Below are 16309 nucleotides of genomic sequence, written 5' to 3'. Positions count from 1 at the left end.
GGAAGGACCACCGACGTGAGCGACGCCATCATCGAGCGGCGAGATGCGAGCGGCGACCGCCCGCCGGTCGTCTATCGGCAGGCCGGCGATCGCCACCTGCTGCTCGAGTACGGCGCGATGGAGCTGGACCTCCAGCTCAACTTCCGCGTCCTCGGGCTCGACGCCGCGCTGCGCGGCGCGGCGATCGACGGCGTGCTCGACAGCGGGCCGGGCCTGCGTTCGATCCTCGTCCGCTACGACTCGACGCGGCTCCCGCTCGCCGACCTGATCGCACACCTCGACGCGCTCGATGCAGAGCTGCCGTCGGCGCACGAGCTGGAGATCCCCAGCCGCCGCATCCGCCTCCCGATCGCGTTCGACGACGCCGCGTCGCGCGAGGCGGTGCGGAGATACGCCCGCACCGTCCGCGACGACGCGCCGAACGTCGCCGAGGAGACGAACATCGACTACGTCGTGGCGTACAACGGGCTGCCCGACCGCGAGGCGCTCTACGCCGAGGTGCTGGGAACCGAGTGGTGGAACGCGTTCACCGGCTTCTTCCCAGGGCTGCCGTTCATGTACCCGCTCGACCCGCGTCACGCGCTGTTCGCGCCGAAGTACAACCCGACGCGCACGTGGACGGCGGAGGGCGCGGTCGGGATCGGCGGGCCGTGCGTGGCGATCTACCCGGTCGAGTCGCCCGGCGGCTACCAGCTGTTCGGCCGGACGCTGCCGATCTACGACCTCGCTCGCCGCAACCGCGCGTTCGCGGCGGACCCGATCCTGATCAAGCCGGGCGACCGCGTCGTCTTCGAGCGGGTCGGCGAGGAGGAGCTGCTGCAGGGGTTCGAGGACGTGCGCGCCGACCGCTACAACTACGCGATCGAGGAGTCGCCGTTCGACGTCGAACGCTGGCTGGCGCACTCGGCGTCGGTCGCTGACGAGGCGGACGCGCGGCGGGCCGCGCGCGAGGCGGCGGCCGCGGAGGTGCCCGTCCCGTGAGCGCGCTGCTGGAGATCGTCGACGCCGGCCCGCAGACGACAGTGCAGGACTATCCCGGCCGCCTCGGCCGGCTCGCGGACGGCGTCTCGCAGGCGGGCCCGATGGACCACGTCGCGCTGCGCGCCGCGAACACGCTCGCCGGCAACGACGCCGGCGCCGCGGCGCTCGAGGTCACGCTCGGTGGCCTGCGCGTGCGCTTCCCGGACGCGCGCACGATCGCGGTCTGCGGCGCCGTCGCGCCGGTGACGCTCGACGGCGAGGAGCTGCCGCTCTGGCACGGCGTCGCGGTGGAGGCCGGCCAGGAGCTGCGCATCCGCATGTCGAAGGGACCCGGCTTCCGCCTCTATCTCGCCGTCTCGGGCGGGATCGACGTGCCGCCCGTCTTCGGCTCCCGCTCGACGCACACGCTCGCCGCCCTCGGCGGGCTCGACGGGCGGGCGTTGCGCAAGGGCGACCGTGTGCCGCTCGGCGCGGACGCGCGACCGATCCCGCCGGGCCGCCGTCTGCGCGTGCCCGACTACGTCAGAGCGTGGGAAGTCGAGGTGATGCTCGGACCGCAGGCGGCGCCGGACTTCCTCACCGCCGGCGACGTCGAGCGGCTGACCGCGCGCGCGTGGAACGTCGACGCGGCGTCGAACCGCACCGGCCTGCGGCTGGAGCCGTTCGGCTTCGAGTGGGCGCGCAGCGGCGGCGGCATCGCCGGCGGTCATCCCTCCAACGTGCTCGACGACGGCTACCCGCCCGGCGGCGTGAACATGAACGGCGACACCGCGGTGATCCTCGGGCCGGACGGGCCGACCTCCGGCGGCTTCGTCGTCGTCGCGACGGTCGTCCACGGCGCGCTCTGGAAGCTCGGGCAGGTGCGGCCGGGAGCGGACACGATCCGCTTCGTCCCCGTCACGATCGAGCAGGCGGTCGCGCTCGCGCGCGAGGTCGACGGCTGGGTCGCGCCGGAGGCGGTGAGCGGCGGGTGAGCGGCGGCGCGGCCGGCGGCGGCTCCGGTGACGCGGCGGGCGGCCGCCCGGCGACGCTCGACGTCAACGTCGACATGGGCGAGTCGTTCGGCCGCTGGCGGCTCGGCGACGACGCGGCGATCATGCCGTTCGTCTCCTCCGCGAGCATCGCCTGCGGCTTCCACGCCGGCGACCCGCGGAACATGCGCGAGACGGCCGGCCACGCGGTCGCCCACGGCGTCACGATCGGCGCCCACGTCGGCCTGCCGGACCTGATCGGCTTCGGCCGCCGGAAGATGGCGGTCTCCGCCGAGGAGGTGCGCGACGACACGCTCTATCAGCTCGGCGCGCTGCAGGCGGTCGCACGCGCGGCCGGCGGCCGCGTCGCCTACGTCAAGCCGCACGGCGCGCTCTACGTGCTCTGTGCCGCCGACCCGGCGCTCGCCGGCGGCGTCGCGGAGGCGATCGCCGCGGTCGACCCCACCCTCCCCCTGCTGCTGCTCGCGGACGCCGACCGCGACGTGAGCGCGGCGGTCTCGGCGCACGGCGTGCGGCTCGTGCGCGAGGCGTTCGCCGACCTCGAGTACGAGCCCGGCGGCGCGCTCGTGATCGAGCGCGTCAAGCAGGCGTGGGACCCGGCACGCGTCGCCGAGCGGGCGGTCCGCGTCGCGCGCGAGGGCACGATCGACGCCCGCGACGGCTCGTCCCTCCAGGTCGACGCGGCGACCGTCTGCATCCATGGCGACGGGCCCAACGCCGTCGAGATCGCACGCGCCGTGCGGGCGCGCCTCGACGCGGAGGGCATCGCGGTCGCGCCGTTCGCGGGCTGAGCGGCGCACCCGTGCAGAAACCCGCAACGTGCGGGAAAAGTGCCGTCCGACGGTGTCCATAACGTTGCTCGTGGATCCAACTCGGAGGTACCGCCGTCATGCCGCCGTTGATCACCCGAGATGAAGCGCGTCGCCTTGGCGAGATCGAAGATCGCGCCGGGATCGAGGCGCTGGTCGAACGGGCGTGGCGGGCGCGCGTCGAGCGCTTCGGGGATGCGACGGACATGTGCTCGCTCGTCAACGCGAAGTCGGGCGGCTGCGCTGAGGACTGCGGCTTCTGCGCGCAGTCGAAGTACGCGGAGGCCGACACGCCGCTGCACGCGATGATGGAGCCGGAGCAGATCCTCGAGCACGCGCGCGCCGCGGAGGCCGCCGGTGCGCACCGCTTCTGCATGGTCACGCAGGGCCAGGGGCTCTCCAGACGCGACTTCGACAAGGTCCTCGCGGGCGTGAGGCTGGTCGCCGAGCACACGAACCTCAAGCGCTGCGCCTCGATTGGCCACATGTCGCCGGCGCGCGCGAAGGCACTGAAGGACGCCGGCGTGCAACGCGTCCACCACAACGTCGAGACAGCCGAGTCGTACTACCCGGAGGTGTCGAGCACGGTCCGCTACGAGGGCCGGCTGCGCACGATCGACGCGGTCCGCGACGCCGGGCTGGAGACGTGCGTCGGCGGCATCCTGAACCTCGGCGAGACGCGCGAGCAGCGCGTCGAGATGGCGTTCGAGCTGGCGGCGATCGACCCGACGAGCGTGCCGATCAACCTGCTCAACCCGCGCCCCGGCACGAAGTTCGGCGACCGCGACTTCATGGACCCGTGGGAGGCGGTCAAGTGGATCGCGATCTTCCGCCTGATCCTGCCGGACGCGCTCTTCCGCCTCTGCGGCGGCCGCGTCGAGAACATCGGCGAGCTGCAGGAGATCGCCGTCAAGGCCGGCCTCAACGGCGTGATGATGGGCAACTTCCTGACGACGCTCGGCTCGACGCCCGACGAGGACCGCGCGCTGTTCGAGCGGCACGGCCTCAACGTCGCGCGCCAGCCCGACAACGGCGCCGACCCGCGGCCCGACAACCGCTCCGGCTGGCTCGCGGGCGAGACGCCCGAGCCGGTCGGCGCGCTCCTCGCCGGCGCCGCCGACCCCGCCGCGGAGATAGGCGCGCTTGACGTGCACCTGTGGGACCCGGCCTCCCAGCTCAGATTCCGGCGCAAGCCGACTGTCCCGCCGCGCCCCGACGGCGCGCCCAACCGCGGCCACGGCCGCCCGACACGAGAACACGACGAAGCGGCGCTTGCGGGTGCCGCCGGCGCAGGCCACGGAGGGCCGGAGCGATGATCGAGATCGAGGCACGACTGGACGAGCTGGAGCAGCTCGGGCTCGCGCGCCGCACCCGGCTCGTGAGCGGTCCGCAGGGGCCGCGGGTGGTGCTCGACGGCAAGCCGGTGCTGCTGCTCTGCTCGAACAACTACCTCGGCCTCGCCGACCACCCGGCGGTGCGCGAGGCGGCTGCCGACGCGGCGATGCGCTGGGGCGTCGGCAGCGGAGCGTCACGGCTCGTCTCCGGGACGATGACGATCCACCGGCGGCTGGAGGAGCGGCTCGCGTCGTTCGAGCGCCGCCAGGCGGCGCTGCTGTTCGGCTCCGGTTACCTCGCGAACGTCGGCGTCGTCTCCTCGCTCGCGCGTGCCGGCGACGTCGTCTTCTCCGACGAGCTGAACCATGCCTCGATCGTCGACGGCTGCCGGCTCTCGCGCGCGGACGTCTTCATCTACGAGCACGGCGACGTCGAGCACCTCGAATGGGGCCTGCGCGAGGCCGACGGCCGTGGCGCGCTGATCGTCACCGACGGCGTCTTCTCGATGGACGGCGACGTCGCGCCGCTGCCCGAGCTGGTCGACCTCGCGCAGCGCTACGACGTGCGGCTCGTGGTCGACGAGGCGCACGGCACCGGCACGCTCGGCCCCGGCGGGCGCGGCGCGGTCGCCGACGCCGGCGTCGAGGACGAGGTCGACGTGATCGTCGGCACGCTCGGGAAGGCGCTCGGCTCCTACGGCGCGTATGTCGCCTGCGACCTGCAGATGGCGCGCTATCTGACGAACGCCGCCCGCGCGCTGATCTACTCGACCGCGCCGGCCCCGCCGGCGGTCGCCGGCGCGCTCGCGGCCCTCTCGCTGCTGGAAGAGCAGCCGCGCCGCGTCGAGAAGCTGCAGGCGAACGCGGCGCTGCTGCGCAGCGAGCTGGCCGGGCAGGGCTTCGAGGTCTCCGGCGGCGCCTGCACGCCGATCGTCCCGCTCGTGCTCGGCGATGCGGCGGTCGCGCTGAGGACCTGCGAGAAGGCGCTCGAACGCGGCGTCTTCGCGCAGGCGATCCGCCCGCCGACGGTGCCGTCCGGCACCTCCCGCCTGCGGCTGACCGTGATGGCGTCGCACTCCAAGAGCGAGCTGCGCGACGCCGCTCGCGCGCTCGCGCAGGCCGCGAAGGCGGCCGGCGTGCAGCCCGAGGAGCTGCATCCGCCGCAGGCGCAGCATGTCGCCGAGAGCGCGCCCGTCGCCGGCGCCGCGGTCGTTGCGGGCCGGCGCGCACCGCGCGACGCGCGGCACGCCGCGCTGTGGGACGACGGCGAGGGCGACCTGTGGGTCGAGCGACGCCGGCCGGCGGCTGCCGCCGGCGGGGCTGCGAGCGGGGCGTCGCGCGGCGCGCAGGACGGCGCCGGCCAGCCGCCATTCGACGCCGAGACCGACGGTCCGCCGCCGCCGCGCGCGGGCCGCACCGCCGCGCAGGCGCAGGGGATCTTCGACGTCGAGGCGCCGGGCACGCTCGTCGAGCACGCGGCGTGACCGCCGCGCGGCGCCCGGTCCGCACCGCCGATCACGTGCCGCACGCCGCACGCCGGCCGCTCCCCGCCGGCGGCGGCGCGCCGGCCTCGCGCACGCTGCTTCCCGCCGGCGGCGCGCCGCTCGCGCACACGCTCCTCGCCGCCGGCGGCGGCGCGCCGGCGTCGCACGGCTGATCCCGCGCGATGCGCGGCTGCTTCGTCACCGGAACGGACACCGGCGTCGGCAAGACCGTCGTCGCGGCGGCGATCGTCGCCGCTCTGCGGGCGCGCGGCGACGCGTCGGTCACGGCCTTCAAGCCGGTCGTCACCGGCACCGACGAGCCGCCCGATCGCGACTGGCCGCCCGACCACGTGCTGCTCGCCCGCACCGCCGGGACGACGCCGGAGGCCGTCTCCCCCTTCACGTTCGGCCCCGCGGTCTCGCCTCACCTCGCCGCCGAGCTGGCCAGACGGCCGCTCGATCCGCGGGCCCTGCGCGCCGCCTTCGCGACCGCCGCGGCGCGCGCGGAGATCGTCGTCGCCGAGGGCGTCGGCGGGCTGCTCGTCCCGCTCGCCGCCGACTACCTCGTGCGCGACTTCGCGCGCGACGCCGGCCTGCCGCTCGTGATCGCCGCACGTCCCGGGCTCGGCACGATCAACCACACGCTGCTGACGATCGACGCAGCGCGCGCCGCCGGGCTGACGGTCGCGGGCGTCGCGATCACGCCGTGGCCGTCGGCCCCGGGCGTGATCGAGGCCGACAACCGCGCGACGATCGCCCGCCTCGGCGACGTCGGCGTCGCCACCCTCCCGGCGCTGCCGCGCGCCGACGTCGCGCTGCTCGCCGCCGCCGGCGCGACTCTCCCGCTCGATCGCTGGATCGGAGCCGCGGCGAGCTGAACGACGCGCGCCCGGCTGGGGATGCCGGGCGCGCGCTGAGAGGAGAGACGTCTCGTGGGGGAAGTTGGACGGAGCGGGTTCGGCCGGTGGCCTGCGCCCACCCCGTGGTCTGCATCCACTCATCCGCTCCTGAGGCGTACCTCAGCGCTTCCTAAGCAGCGCATAAGTGCGCCAGCTTCGTTACGCGGCCGTCACGACCTGTTACGTCGATGTACCATGCTGGCGATGTCTCCGACGCTCTCCCTGACCGCCGTCTCGCTGTGGCGCTGGGACGCCGAACGCGGACGCGAGCGCCACCTGCTGCGCGACGTCGACTGGACCGTCCGCCCCGGCGAGCACTGGGCGCTGCTCGGAGCCAACGGCGCCGGCAAGACGACGCTGATGAACATCGCCGGCGCCGTCGCCCACCCGAGTGACGGCACGGTCGACGTGCTCGGGCAGCGGCTCGGCCGCGTCGACCTGCGCGAGCTGCGCGAGCGGATCGGCCTCGTCGAGGCGCGCACCGGCCGCGCGTTCAGGGGCCGCATGACCGCCGCCGACGTCGTCCTGACCGGTGCGACCGGATCGATCGCGCTCCAGCGCCACCGGCTCGACTCCGACGATTGCGCACGCGCGGCCGCGCTGCTGGCGCGATTCGGCTGCGCGGCGCTTGCAGATCGCCCGTACGACGCCTGCTCCCAGGGCGAGCGCCAGCGCGTCCTGCTCGCCCGCGCACTGATGCGGCGGCCGTCGCTGCTGCTGCTCGACGAGCCCGCGACCGGCCTCGACCTGCCCGGGCGCGAAGCGCTGCTGGCCGCGGTCGCGACGATCGCCGAGCAGGAGCCGGAGACCGCGACCGTCACCGTCACCCACCACGTCGAGGAGCTGCCCTCCTCGACGACCCACGCGCTGCTGCTGCGCGACGGCGTCGCGATCGCCGCCGGCCCGGCGCACGAGACGATCCGCGGCGACCTGCTGTCCGCCTGCTTCGGCACGCCCGTCCGCGTCGACCGCGTCGGCGGCCGCTGGCTCGCGCGAGCGGAGGCGGCGTGGTGAGCGCACAGCTGACCGACGGCGAGGCACTGCGCCGCGCCCGCGACGCGATCGAGGAGCACGGCTGGGAGGCCGTCACGATGGAGCAGCTCGCAGCCGCGCTCGGCGTCTCGCGGATGACGCTGCACCGCCGCGGCGTCCGCCGCGAGCACGTCCTGCGCGCGCTCGGCGCGCTGCTCCAGGACGACTATCGGCGCGCGCTGTGGCCGGCGCTGACGGCCGCCGGCAGCGGGCGCGAGCGGCTGGAGTCGGGACTGCGCGGGCTGTGCGGCGTGACCGAGGCGAACCTCGCGCTGCTCGCCGCGCTCGACAGCGCCGAGCGCGACGAGATCTTCCACGCCGACGGCGAGCAGGTGCTCACGCACGCGGTCTTCACCGAGCCGCTGCAGGCGCTCCTGCGCGACGGCGTCGCCGACGGCACGCTCGCGCTCGATCCCGGCGACTCCGTGGAGGAGGTCGCGACCGTGCTGTTCAACCTGCTCGCGTGGACGTACCGCCACCTGCGTCTCGCGCACCGCTGGCCGCCGGCGCGGGCGGCGCAGGCGGTGACGCGACGGGCGGTGCGGAGCGTGGCGGCGTAGCGGCGCCCGCCGGCAGGTCCTCGGCGCAGGCCGCCTCGGCAGGCAGCTCCAGCCGCAGCAATGCGCCGCCGCCCGGCGCCACCGCCGCGCTCGCGCCGCCGCCGTGCAGCTCGGCCACCTGCCGCACGATCGCGAGGCCGAGACCGGAGCCCGGCATCCCGCGCGCGCCGGGCGCGCGGTAGAAGCGCTCGAACACGTGCGGCAGGTCCTCGGCCGCGATCCCGGGACCGTGGTCGCGCACGCTCAGGAACGCACGCCGCTCCGCCTCGTCCAGCTCCAGCGCGACCGCAACCTCCGCACCGGGCGGGCTCCACTTCGCCGCGTTGTCGAGCAGGTTCGTGACGGCGCGGTCGAGCCGCGACGGCACGCCCCGCGCGAGGCACGGGACCAGCTCCGCGGCGAACAGCGGCGCACCGGCTCGCCGCCGCGCGCGCTCGACCGCCGCCGCCACGAGCTGGTCGAGCCGCACGTCCTCGACGCTCGCCTCCGGCTCCTCCTCGCGCGCCAGCTCGACGAGGTCGCCGACGAGGCCCGCCAGCTCGTCGAGCTGCTCGACGACGTCGGCCAGCAGCCGGCGCCGCTCCTCCTCCGGCAGCGTCGCCGGCAGCGCCAGCACCTCGATGTTCGTGCGCAGGCTCGTGAGCGGCGTACGCAGCTCGTGCGATGCGTCGGCGACGAGCTGGCGCTGGCGGCCGACCGACGCCTCCAGCGCCGACAGCATCACGTTGAAGCTGCGCGCGAGACGGCCGATCTCGTCCTCGTCCGCCCCGGGACGGTGCGCGGCGACGTCGATCCGCCGCGACAGGTCGCCGGTCTCCCCGACGTGCTCGACGGCGCTCGTCAGCCGCCCGACGGGCCGCAGCGCGGTCCGCGCGACGACGCGCCCCAGCGCGGCCGCGAGCGCGATCCCGCCGGCGCTGACGAAGACGAGCACGAGCGCGAGGCGGTCGAGCGTGCGGTCGATCTCGGTCAGCGGCCGCGCGATCTGCAGCGCGAAGCCGGGGAAGCGCGCCGTCGCGGTCGTGTAGAGCCGCACCGCCGTGCCGTCGACCGTCGCGTCGGAGAAGAACGCGTCCCGGCCGCCCGACGCGACCGCGCGCGTCGCGGCGGTGACGGGCAGGTCGGCGGCGCCGCTGCCGGGCAGCGGCCAGAGGCGTTCGCCGTCGGCTCCGATCACCGCGACGTAGGCGGTCTCGAGCCCGAGCGCGTCCTTCGGCACGATCACCCGCTGGTGCAACGTGCCCGGTGCTCCCGGGCCGTCCGGTCGCGCGACACGGGGCTGGTCGGGGCCGCCCGGAGCGCCCGGCGCGTCTGGCCCGCCGCGCGCGGCCCCGCCGCCGAGCGGGCTGTCGCCGAGCGCGATCCGCACGTTCGACTCCGTGCCGCCGGCCGCGCGCAGCTCGTCGTCGAGGCGCCCGCGCAGCTCGCCGCGCACGACGACGTAGACGATCCCCGACGCGAGCACGATCGCGACGGCGACCGCGGCGGCCGCGACCAGCGCGAACCGCCGGCGCAGCGTCATCGCTCGCGCAGGACGTAGCCGACGCCGCGGACCGTGTGGATCAGCCGCGGCTCGTCGCCGGCCTCGGTCTTGCGGCGCAGGTAGCCGACGTAGACCTCCAGCGAGTTCGACGTCGAGCCGAAGTCGTAGCCCCACACGTGCTCGAAGATCACGCTGCGGGGGAGCACCTGGCGCGGATGGCGGAGCAGCAGCTCCAGCAGCAGGAACTCCGTCCGCGTCAGCTCGATCTCCCGCTCGCCGCGACGCACCTCGTGCGCGGCCTGGTCGAGCACGAGGTCGCCGAAGCGCAGCCGATCGTGCTCGTCGGCGCCGGCGCGGCGCAGCAGCGCGCGCAGCCGCGCCGACAGCTCCTCCAGCGCGAACGGCTTGACGAGGTAGTCGTCGGCGCCGGCGTCGAGGCCGCTCACGCGGTCCGCGATGCGGTCGCGCGCGGTCAGCATCAGGACCGGCGTGCGGTCGCCCGCGGCGCGCAGCCGCCGGCAGACCTCGACCCCGCCGACCTGCGGCATCAGCAGGTCGAGCACGACAGCGTCTGGCGCGACGCCCGCGAGCGCGTCGAGCGCCTCCTGCCCGTCCGCCGCGAGGGCGACCTCGTAGCCGTCGAGCCGCAGCGCCCGCTCGAGCGCCGTCCGCACCGCCGGCTCGTCGTCGACGACGAGGATCCGCATCGGCTCACGATGCCCCGGGAAGCTGAACGAGGCATAAGAGCCGGCTGTGAGCCGGCTGGGAACGGACCTCGAGTAGGCGCGTCGGCGTCTAGGAGGCTCGTCCACTCCGCTCAAGGCCGGCGGTTCCCGCGCCGATTGCCGGGCCATGTCCCGACGCCTGCTCCTCCCCCTGCTCGCAGCGCTCGCGCTCGTCCTCACCGGCGCGCCCGCCGCGCTCGCCGCAGCCGCCCCCGCCGCGGGCGGCGGGCCATCGGCTCGCATCGCCGAAGATGACGCCGGCGACCTCACGGCGGACGCGCCCGACGACGGTGGGGCCGACGACGGCTGCGCCGAGGACGCCGACGGCGAGCTGGTCTGCGATGACGACTGGGCGGAGGGCGACGACGACGGCGACGTCACCGAGCTCTGCGACGACGACTGGTCCGACGACGAGGACGGCGCGGGGGACGACGACGCCGAGATCGCGACCGACGACGACTGCGCCGAGCAGCAGGACGGCGCTGCACCGCGCGTCGCCGCGCTCCGCGCGACCGTCGCCGGAGCCGGCCGCAGAGCACGCGTGCGCGTCGCCTTCAGACTCGACCGCGCCGGCAAGGTGCGCCTGACGCTGGAGCGCGTCGCGACCGGAGCGAGCGCGAGCAGAGCCCGCAAGCGCTGCGCCGGCACCGCCGGGACGCGTGCCGGCAAGAGCCGCAAGGGCTGCGGCGTGGCGCTCCGCGGCAGCGTGGACGTCGACGGCCGCAGCGGTGCGAACAGCACCGAGCTGCCGCGTCGCTGGAACGGCCGTTCGCTCGCGCCGGGCAGCTACCGGCTCACCGCCACGCCGGCGCGGCGCGGCGGAGCGAGCGCGACGACGACGTTCAGCATCGCCGCCGCCGCGAAGCGCTGAGCAGGGCCGAGCGGCGGGGCTGAGCGCGGTCGTGTGCGACCGCGCCGCCAACCTCGCTACTTTCCGGTACCGCCCCCGTTTCCAAAGGTGCAGGGGAACGCACCCAAGGGGACGTGCAGTGAGGTCGACGGTCAATCTGGCAGTGCTCGGACTCGTGATCGAGCGTCCGAGCTATGGGTATGAGCTCAGCCAACGCTTCGGGCGTCGCTTCGGCGACCTCTTCGCTGTCGGCCGCTCGCACATCTACGCTGCGCTCGACAGCCTGCAGCGCGACAGCCTGATCGAGCCGCTGCCGCGGCCGCAGCCGGTCGGCCGCCGTCCGCGGCAGCCGCGGGTCCACTACCGCGTCACCGCCGACGGCGCCCGCACCTACCGCGAGTGGGTCGCCGAGCAGCTGCGGGAGAACACGCAGCGGTCGCAGATGCTGGCGCGGCTCGCCGTGGTCGGCGCCGGGCAGACCGAGACGATCGACCTGCTGCTGGCCGGCTACGAGCTCGCGGCGCGCAACGGCGGCGCCGCGACGGCCGGCGACGGCGACGGCGAGGCGAACGGCGACGCGGCGGAGCGGCTCGTGCTGCGGCTGCTGGAGGAGGAGCGGCGCGTCATGCGCGAGGCGCAGCAGAAGTGGATGGCGTTCGCTCGGCGCGAGCTGGCGGCGTTCGACGACGACGGGAGCTGAGCCGCGGCCGCCCGCCGCTCAGCGCTCGCCGCTCGCGGCGACCTCGACGATCGAGGCGTCGATCAGCCACTCGACCGGCGCGACGTCGTCGGTGTAGACCTTGCCGCCCGCGAGTCGCGGCCCGATCTGGTCGGCGGTCGCGCGCGCGATAGGCTGCAGGTCACGGTGGAGATCGGGCACGGCGGCGCGCAGCGCGGCCGGCGAGACCTGGGCGTCGGTCGCCATCGCGATCGTGTTGACGTCCTGGCTCGGGTCGCGTACGACCGTCGAGAAGACGTCGGCCATCGTCGCGGTCAGGACCTCCTCCAGCGCGGTCGAGGACTCCGGATGGCCGATGTTGACGAGCACCACGCCGCCCGGGTTGAGGTGCTCCTTGACGAGCTGGAAGAACTCGCGCGTGGCGAGATGGAACGGCACGTATGGCTGGCGGTATGCGTCGACGAAGATCGCGTCGAAGCGCTTGTCGCTCGCGCGCAGCCAGGGGCGGCCGTCGGCGGTGTGGAGTCTGACGTTCGGCGCGTCGCGCTCGTTGAGGTCGAACAGCGAGCGGGCGATCTCGTTCAGCTCGCCGTCGATCTCGACGCCGTCCACCTTCGTGTCCGGGAAGTAGTGGCCGTACTGGCGCGCGACGGTTCCGGCGGCGTTGCCGAGGATCGCGACCGATCTCAGCGGTCTGGCGTCCGGCCGGGCGGCGAACGGCAGCGTCAGGAACTCGTCCCAGTAGTTGCCGGTGATCCATCTGCCCGGCTCGAAGACCGAGTGCACCGCCTGCCCCTCGTTCAGCTCCAGCCGCCGTTCGCCGTCGTCGTCCTCGATCACGACGGCGTACTGGTAGAGCGTCTCCTTCTCCCAGATCACCTTGCCGTTCTCGACCGCCTTGACGGTGCCGACCGGCAGCGCGAGCAGGACAGCGATCAGGATCGGCGCCGGCGCGAAGCGGCGCCCGAGCGCGATCGTCGCAACGATCGCCAGCGCGAGCGCGAACAGCAGGAACGTGCGGCGCGTGCCGAGGAACGGGATCAGCACGAGCGAGCTGATGAACGTGCCGAACAGCGACCCGAGCGTCGAGATCGCGTAGAGGCGGCCGGTGACGCGCCCGGCCTCGTCGACGCTGCGGATCGCCAGCTTCACGACGTACGGCGAGATCGTGCCGAGCAGCAGCATCGGCACCGCGAGCAGCACCAGGACGGCGACGAGCGAGCCGACGAAGGCGCCCGCCGAGACCGAGTTGAGCGCGTCGACCGACACGCGCAGGAACGGCCGCGCGACGAACGGCAGCAGCGCGAACAGCGACGCGGCCGCGAGGATGATGTACGCGAGGTGTCTGAGGTCCGGATCGCGGTCGGCGAGCTTGCCGCCGAGCCAGTAGCCGACCGACAGCGCAACCAGCACGATGCCGATCGTGTTCGCCCAGATCAGCGTCGAGTCGCCGAACCACGGCGCCATCAGGCGCGCGGCGGCGATCTCGCCTCCGAGCGAGGCGGCGCCACCGACGAAGGTGAGGGCGTAGATGCGGCGGACGGGCACGGGCGCAGACAGCGTAGATGAGCGGCGTCTCAGGCTGGATCCTCACCGAGCACGGCGCCGATCTGCGCGGCCACCCGCGCCGGCCGCCAGACCACGTCGGCGTACGTGAAGCGCAGCACGCGCCAGCCCGCCTGCGTGAGCGCGTTGGACTTCGCGCGGTCGCGCTGGAACGCGTCGCGCGTGCGGTGCGTCTCCCAACCGTCCAGCTCGACCGCCAGCCGCTGCCGCGCCCACACGGCGTCGACCTCGAATCTCTCGACGGCGGCGTTCAGGCTCGCAGGCGGCAGCTCGCCCTCGGCGACGAGCGCGCGGAAGCGCTCCTCCAGCTCCTGCCGCGTGAGCTGGACGCCGCTCTCGGCCAGCCGTTCGAGCGCCGCGCGCAGCGCCGCGTGCCCGCCACCCCGGCGCGTCCGCAGCCGCTCCGCGTTCCGCTCGATCGCGCGCAGATCGAAGACTCTCCGCCGCTCCGCCTCGTTGAGCGCCGCCAACAGCTGGTGCGGCTGGACGACGCTCGCGAGATCGACCAGCGTGCGCGCGACCGAGGTGACGGGGATGCCGGCGCGGGTGGTCGTGTCGGCGGGATCGAGCGTCCGCGTGCGATGGACGCGGACGCCGCGCGCGACCCGCCCCCTACCCGTCGTCGTGACGTCGATCGCGCCGTCGTGCGGTGGTCGCACGCCGTGCAGTGCCGCGGCGTCGCGGTGGCTCAGGACGGCGCCGGGGACAGCCAGCACCGCCGCCATCCACCGCCCTTCCCGCCGCAGGCGGACATGCCCGACGGCGTAGACGCCGCGGTGCAGCCGCAGCAGGTGGCCGGAGCCGGTCCGGTCCCGCACCATCGTGTCGCTCCAGCCGGTGTGGCGGAGCTGCCGCCGGGACACGACGCCATGTTGGTCGTGTGCGAGACGGGCCACGTCTCGATGTGTGTCGCGTTCTGGGTCCATGAGACCCAGAGCGCCGCGCACATCCGAGTTCGCCCCTCGCGGGGCGGCCCTCGCCGGGGCGGCGGGCTCAGTCCTCGTAGGGGACGAAGTCGCGCTTGCGCGCGCCGCAGACGGGGCAGAACCACGTCTCCGGGATGTCTTCGAACGCGGTTCCGGGCGGGATGCCGCCGTCGGGATCGCCGTCTTCGGGGTCGTAGATGAACCCGCAGGACTCGCAGATCCACTTCTGAGAGGTCTGTGTTGCGCTCATGGCGACACGGTACCGCGCAATCGGTAGGGTGCGACGCATGGAGCCGCACCCCGGTCTCGGACCCGGCGAAGAGGTCAACGCCGGCGCCGCCACTGCCCCGCGCGTCGCCGCGAGCGTGATCGTCGTGCGCGGCGGCGACAGCGGGCTGGAGGTGCTGCTGGTGCGGCGCAACCCGGCCGCGCGCTTCATGGGCGGCGTGTGGGTCTTCCCCGGTGGCGCGGTCGATCCCGAGGACCGGCTCGAGTCCGGACCGGAAGGCCTCGACCATGCGCTCCGCGTCGCAGCGCTGCGCGAGGTCGCCGAGGAGGCCGGCATCCAGCTCGGCGGCGAGCTGCTGCTCCCCTTCTCGCGCTGGATCACCCCGCGCCACCTGATGACGCGCTTCGACACCTGGTTCTTCGTTACGCCGGCGCCGTACAGCGCCGAGCCGCAGGTCGACGGCGAGGAGTGCGTCGCGGCGCAGTGGGCGACGCCCGCCAACGCGCTCGCCGCGCACCGCTCCGGCCAGCTGCCGCTCGTCTTCCCGACGATCAAGCACCTCGAGCAGCTGCAGGCGTACAGCAGCGCCGACCAGCTGATCGAGCACGCCTACGAGCAGGAGATCGTCCCGATCGAGCCGCGCATCGTGATGGTCAGAGACCAGCCGCGCGTGCTGCTCCCGGGCGACGCGGGCTACGAGGCCGCCGGCCAGCAGAGGACCGGCTAGTACCCGGGCGATGGCGGACGCGGGCATCACGGTCGCCGTCACCGGCCCCACGGGGGACGTCGGGCGCGCGTTCATGCGCGCGCTGGAGCGCAGCCGTGACGTGACCGCGGTCCGCGCGCTCGGCCGCCGCGAGATCGACCCGGCGAGCGAGGGCTGGAAGAAGACCGAGTACCTGCGCGGCAGCGTGCTCGACCGCGACGCCGTCGACGAGCTGGTCGCCGGCGCCGACGTCGTCGTCCACCTCGCCTTCGCGATCATGGGCGCCAGCGGCGCGGACGGCAACGAGGTCAACCTCGACGGCTCGCGCAACGTCTTCGGCGCCGCCGTGCGCGCCGGCGCCAGACGGCTCGTCTACACCTCGTCGGTCGCCGCCTACGGCTTTCACGACGACAACCCGCCGCTGCTGACCGAGAACGTCCGCCCGCGCGGGACCGACGCGCACTCCTACTCGAAGGCGAAGGCAGCGGTCGAACGGCTGCTGTCGGAGATGACGATCGGGACGCACACCGACGTCTACACGTTCCGCCCGTGCATCGTCGCCGGCCCCGACGCGCTGATGTTCATCGGCTCGATCCCGTACGTCCAGCTCGGCGACAAGATGCCGTCGGCGCTGTGGCGGCTGCTCGAAGCGGTGCCGGTGCTCAAGCCGGTGATCCCCGACAACGGGATCTCGTTCCAGCTCGTCCACCACGACGACGTCGCCGCCGCCCTGCGCGCCGCGACGCTCGGCAGAGGCAGACCCGGCGTCTACAACCTCGCCGCGCCCGGCACGCTGACGATGCGCGACCTCGCCGAGGACCTCGGCTGGTACGCGATCCCGGTGCCGGAGCTGGCGGTCGACGTCGCCGCCGAGGTCGCGGCGCGGCTGCCGTTCATCCCCGAGGACGCGCAGTGGCTCAACGCGCTGCGCGTGCCGATGCTGATGGACACCGCGAAGGCGCAGAGAGAGCTGAGATGGCGCCCGAGATACGGCGTCCGCGAGACCCTGCGCGCGACGATCGCCGAAGCGCGCGCCTCGCAGCTGCTGCGCTAG

The 16309-nt window shown here is 74.5% G+C and carries 18 protein-coding genes; 13 read left to right on the top strand and 5 right to left on the bottom strand.

What is annotated here, in order from left to right:
* The first annotated feature begins 15 nt into the window (after positions 1-15).
* The 9 genes from CWOE_RS07860 to CWOE_RS07825 all read left to right on the top strand — a co-directional run bounded on the left by CWOE_RS07860 (position 16) and on the right by CWOE_RS07825 (position 8091).
* The gene (locus CWOE_RS07860; RefSeq protein WP_012933053.1) at positions 16-981 is read left to right on the top strand and encodes a carboxyltransferase domain-containing protein; all 966 of its coding nucleotides are present in this window, start codon (positions 16-18) and stop codon (positions 979-981) included.
* Complete coding sequence (locus CWOE_RS07855; protein WP_012933052.1) at positions 978-1955, top strand: 5-oxoprolinase subunit C family protein; 978 nt, start codon at positions 978-980, stop codon at positions 1953-1955. Before CWOE_RS07860 ends, CWOE_RS07855 begins: the two co-directional genes overlap by 4 nt.
* Positions 1952-2764, top strand: coding sequence for a LamB/YcsF family protein (locus CWOE_RS07850; protein ID WP_012933051.1), 813 nt, complete (start codon positions 1952-1954; stop codon positions 2762-2764). The genes CWOE_RS07855 and CWOE_RS07850 overlap by 4 nt, the downstream gene beginning before the upstream one ends.
* A gap of 98 nt (positions 2765-2862) precedes the next feature.
* The gene (bioB, locus tag CWOE_RS07845) at positions 2863-4098 is read left to right on the top strand and encodes a biotin synthase BioB (RefSeq protein ID WP_012933050.1); all 1236 of its coding nucleotides are present in this window, start codon (positions 2863-2865) and stop codon (positions 4096-4098) included.
* Positions 4095-5600 (top strand): 8-amino-7-oxononanoate synthase, encoded by a 1506-nt coding sequence (gene bioF / locus CWOE_RS07840; protein WP_012933049.1) that lies wholly within the window; start codon positions 4095-4097, stop codon positions 5598-5600. The genes bioB and bioF overlap by 4 nt, the downstream gene beginning before the upstream one ends.
* The gene (locus tag CWOE_RS33340) at positions 5597-5773 is read left to right on the top strand and encodes a hypothetical protein (protein ID WP_012933048.1); all 177 of its coding nucleotides are present in this window, start codon (positions 5597-5599) and stop codon (positions 5771-5773) included. The genes bioF and CWOE_RS33340 overlap by 4 nt, the downstream gene beginning before the upstream one ends.
* A 9-nt stretch (positions 5774-5782) precedes the next feature.
* Positions 5783-6478 carry a dethiobiotin synthase gene (bioD, locus tag CWOE_RS07835; protein WP_012933047.1) on the top strand — a complete coding sequence of 232 codons (696 nt, stop codon included), beginning with the start codon at positions 5783-5785 and terminating at the stop codon, positions 6476-6478.
* Between the two features lie 216 nt (positions 6479-6694).
* The gene (locus tag CWOE_RS07830) at positions 6695-7513 is read left to right on the top strand and encodes an ABC transporter ATP-binding protein (protein ID WP_012933046.1); all 819 of its coding nucleotides are present in this window, start codon (positions 6695-6697) and stop codon (positions 7511-7513) included.
* On the top strand, positions 7510-8091 hold the full coding sequence (locus CWOE_RS07825; RefSeq protein ID WP_160165484.1) for a TetR/AcrR family transcriptional regulator: 582 nt from the start codon (positions 7510-7512) through the stop codon (positions 8089-8091). Before CWOE_RS07830 ends, CWOE_RS07825 begins: the two co-directional genes overlap by 4 nt.
* Here CWOE_RS07825 and CWOE_RS07820 read toward each other — a convergent pair.
* Positions 7982-9613 carry a sensor histidine kinase gene (locus CWOE_RS07820; RefSeq protein WP_012933044.1) on the bottom strand — a complete coding sequence of 544 codons (1632 nt, stop codon included), beginning with the start codon at positions 9611-9613 and terminating at the stop codon, positions 7982-7984. The genes CWOE_RS07825 and CWOE_RS07820 overlap by 110 nt on opposite strands.
* A complete protein-coding gene (locus CWOE_RS07815) occupies positions 9610-10281 on the bottom strand; it encodes a response regulator transcription factor (RefSeq protein WP_012933043.1) in 672 nt (223 codons plus the stop codon). Before CWOE_RS07815 ends, CWOE_RS07820 begins: the two co-directional genes overlap by 4 nt.
* A 145-nt stretch (positions 10282-10426) precedes the next feature.
* Here CWOE_RS07815 and CWOE_RS33335 point away from each other — a divergent pair, with 145 nt between their 5' ends.
* Positions 10427-11170, top strand: coding sequence for a hypothetical protein (locus CWOE_RS33335; RefSeq protein WP_012933042.1), 744 nt, complete (start codon positions 10427-10429; stop codon positions 11168-11170).
* Positions 11171-11288: 118 nt separating this feature from the next.
* Positions 11289-11849, top strand: a complete 561-nt coding sequence (locus CWOE_RS33330; RefSeq protein ID WP_012933041.1) for a PadR family transcriptional regulator — start codon at positions 11289-11291, stop codon at positions 11847-11849.
* A gap of 18 nt (positions 11850-11867) precedes the next feature.
* On the opposite strand, the gene CWOE_RS07800 is transcribed toward CWOE_RS33330, so the two are convergent.
* From CWOE_RS07800 to rd, 3 genes are all read right to left on the bottom strand, one after another.
* A complete protein-coding gene (locus CWOE_RS07800) occupies positions 11868-13376 on the bottom strand; it encodes a spermidine synthase (RefSeq protein ID WP_012933040.1) in 1509 nt (502 codons plus the stop codon).
* Between the two features lie 29 nt (positions 13377-13405).
* Entirely contained in the window at positions 13406-14320 is a 915-nt protein-coding gene (locus CWOE_RS07795) for a type IV toxin-antitoxin system AbiEi family antitoxin domain-containing protein (protein WP_012933039.1), read from the bottom strand.
* A 67-nt stretch (positions 14321-14387) separates the two neighbouring features.
* Positions 14388-14570 carry a rubredoxin gene (gene rd / locus CWOE_RS07790; protein WP_012933038.1) on the bottom strand — a complete coding sequence of 61 codons (183 nt, stop codon included), beginning with the start codon at positions 14568-14570 and terminating at the stop codon, positions 14388-14390.
* Between the two features lie 37 nt (positions 14571-14607).
* Here rd and CWOE_RS07785 point away from each other — a divergent pair, with 37 nt between their 5' ends.
* Both CWOE_RS07785 and CWOE_RS07780 read left to right on the top strand, forming a co-directional pair.
* Positions 14608-15276 (top strand): NUDIX hydrolase, encoded by a 669-nt coding sequence (locus CWOE_RS07785; RefSeq protein ID WP_012933037.1) that lies wholly within the window; start codon positions 14608-14610, stop codon positions 15274-15276.
* A 10-nt stretch (positions 15277-15286) separates the two neighbouring features.
* On the top strand, positions 15287-16309 hold the full coding sequence (locus CWOE_RS07780; protein ID WP_012933036.1) for an NAD-dependent epimerase/dehydratase family protein: 1023 nt from the start codon (positions 15287-15289) through the stop codon (positions 16307-16309).

This window comes from Conexibacter woesei DSM 14684, from assembly GCF_000025265.1.
GTDB lineage: Bacteria > Actinomycetota > Thermoleophilia > Solirubrobacterales > Solirubrobacteraceae > Conexibacter > Conexibacter woesei.
Note: the sequence above shows the minus strand (reverse complement) of the source record. Positions and strands in the feature narration are given on the sequence as shown.

What these genes read in the sequence shown, in the direction of transcription:
- bioB (WP_012933050.1), top strand. Translation starts at nt 2,863, where the DNA reads ATGCCGCCGTTGATCACCCGAGATGAAGCGCGTCGCCTTGGCGAGATC.
- CWOE_RS07815 (WP_012933043.1), bottom strand. Translation starts at nt 10,281, where the DNA reads ATGCGGATCCTCGTCGTCGACGACGAGCCGGCGGTGCGGACGGCGCTC.
- CWOE_RS33335 (WP_012933042.1), top strand. Translation starts at nt 10,427, where the DNA reads ATGTCCCGACGCCTGCTCCTCCCCCTGCTCGCAGCGCTCGCGCTCGTC.
- bioF (WP_012933049.1), top strand. Translation starts at nt 4,095, where the DNA reads ATGATCGAGATCGAGGCACGACTGGACGAGCTGGAGCAGCTCGGGCTC.
- rd (WP_012933038.1), bottom strand. Translation starts at nt 14,570, where the DNA reads ATGAGCGCAACACAGACCTCTCAGAAGTGGATCTGCGAGTCCTGCGGG.
- CWOE_RS07795 (WP_012933039.1), bottom strand. Translation starts at nt 14,320, where the DNA reads ATGGACCCAGAACGCGACACACATCGAGACGTGGCCCGTCTCGCACAC.
- CWOE_RS07820 (WP_012933044.1), bottom strand. Translation starts at nt 9,613, where the DNA reads ATGACGCTGCGCCGGCGGTTCGCGCTGGTCGCGGCCGCCGCGGTCGCC.
- CWOE_RS07780 (WP_012933036.1), top strand. Translation starts at nt 15,287, where the DNA reads ATGGCGGACGCGGGCATCACGGTCGCCGTCACCGGCCCCACGGGGGAC.
- bioD (WP_012933047.1), top strand. Translation starts at nt 5,783, where the DNA reads ATGCGCGGCTGCTTCGTCACCGGAACGGACACCGGCGTCGGCAAGACC.
- CWOE_RS07830 (WP_012933046.1), top strand. Translation starts at nt 6,695, where the DNA reads ATGCTGGCGATGTCTCCGACGCTCTCCCTGACCGCCGTCTCGCTGTGG.
- CWOE_RS07785 (WP_012933037.1), top strand. Translation starts at nt 14,608, where the DNA reads ATGGAGCCGCACCCCGGTCTCGGACCCGGCGAAGAGGTCAACGCCGGC.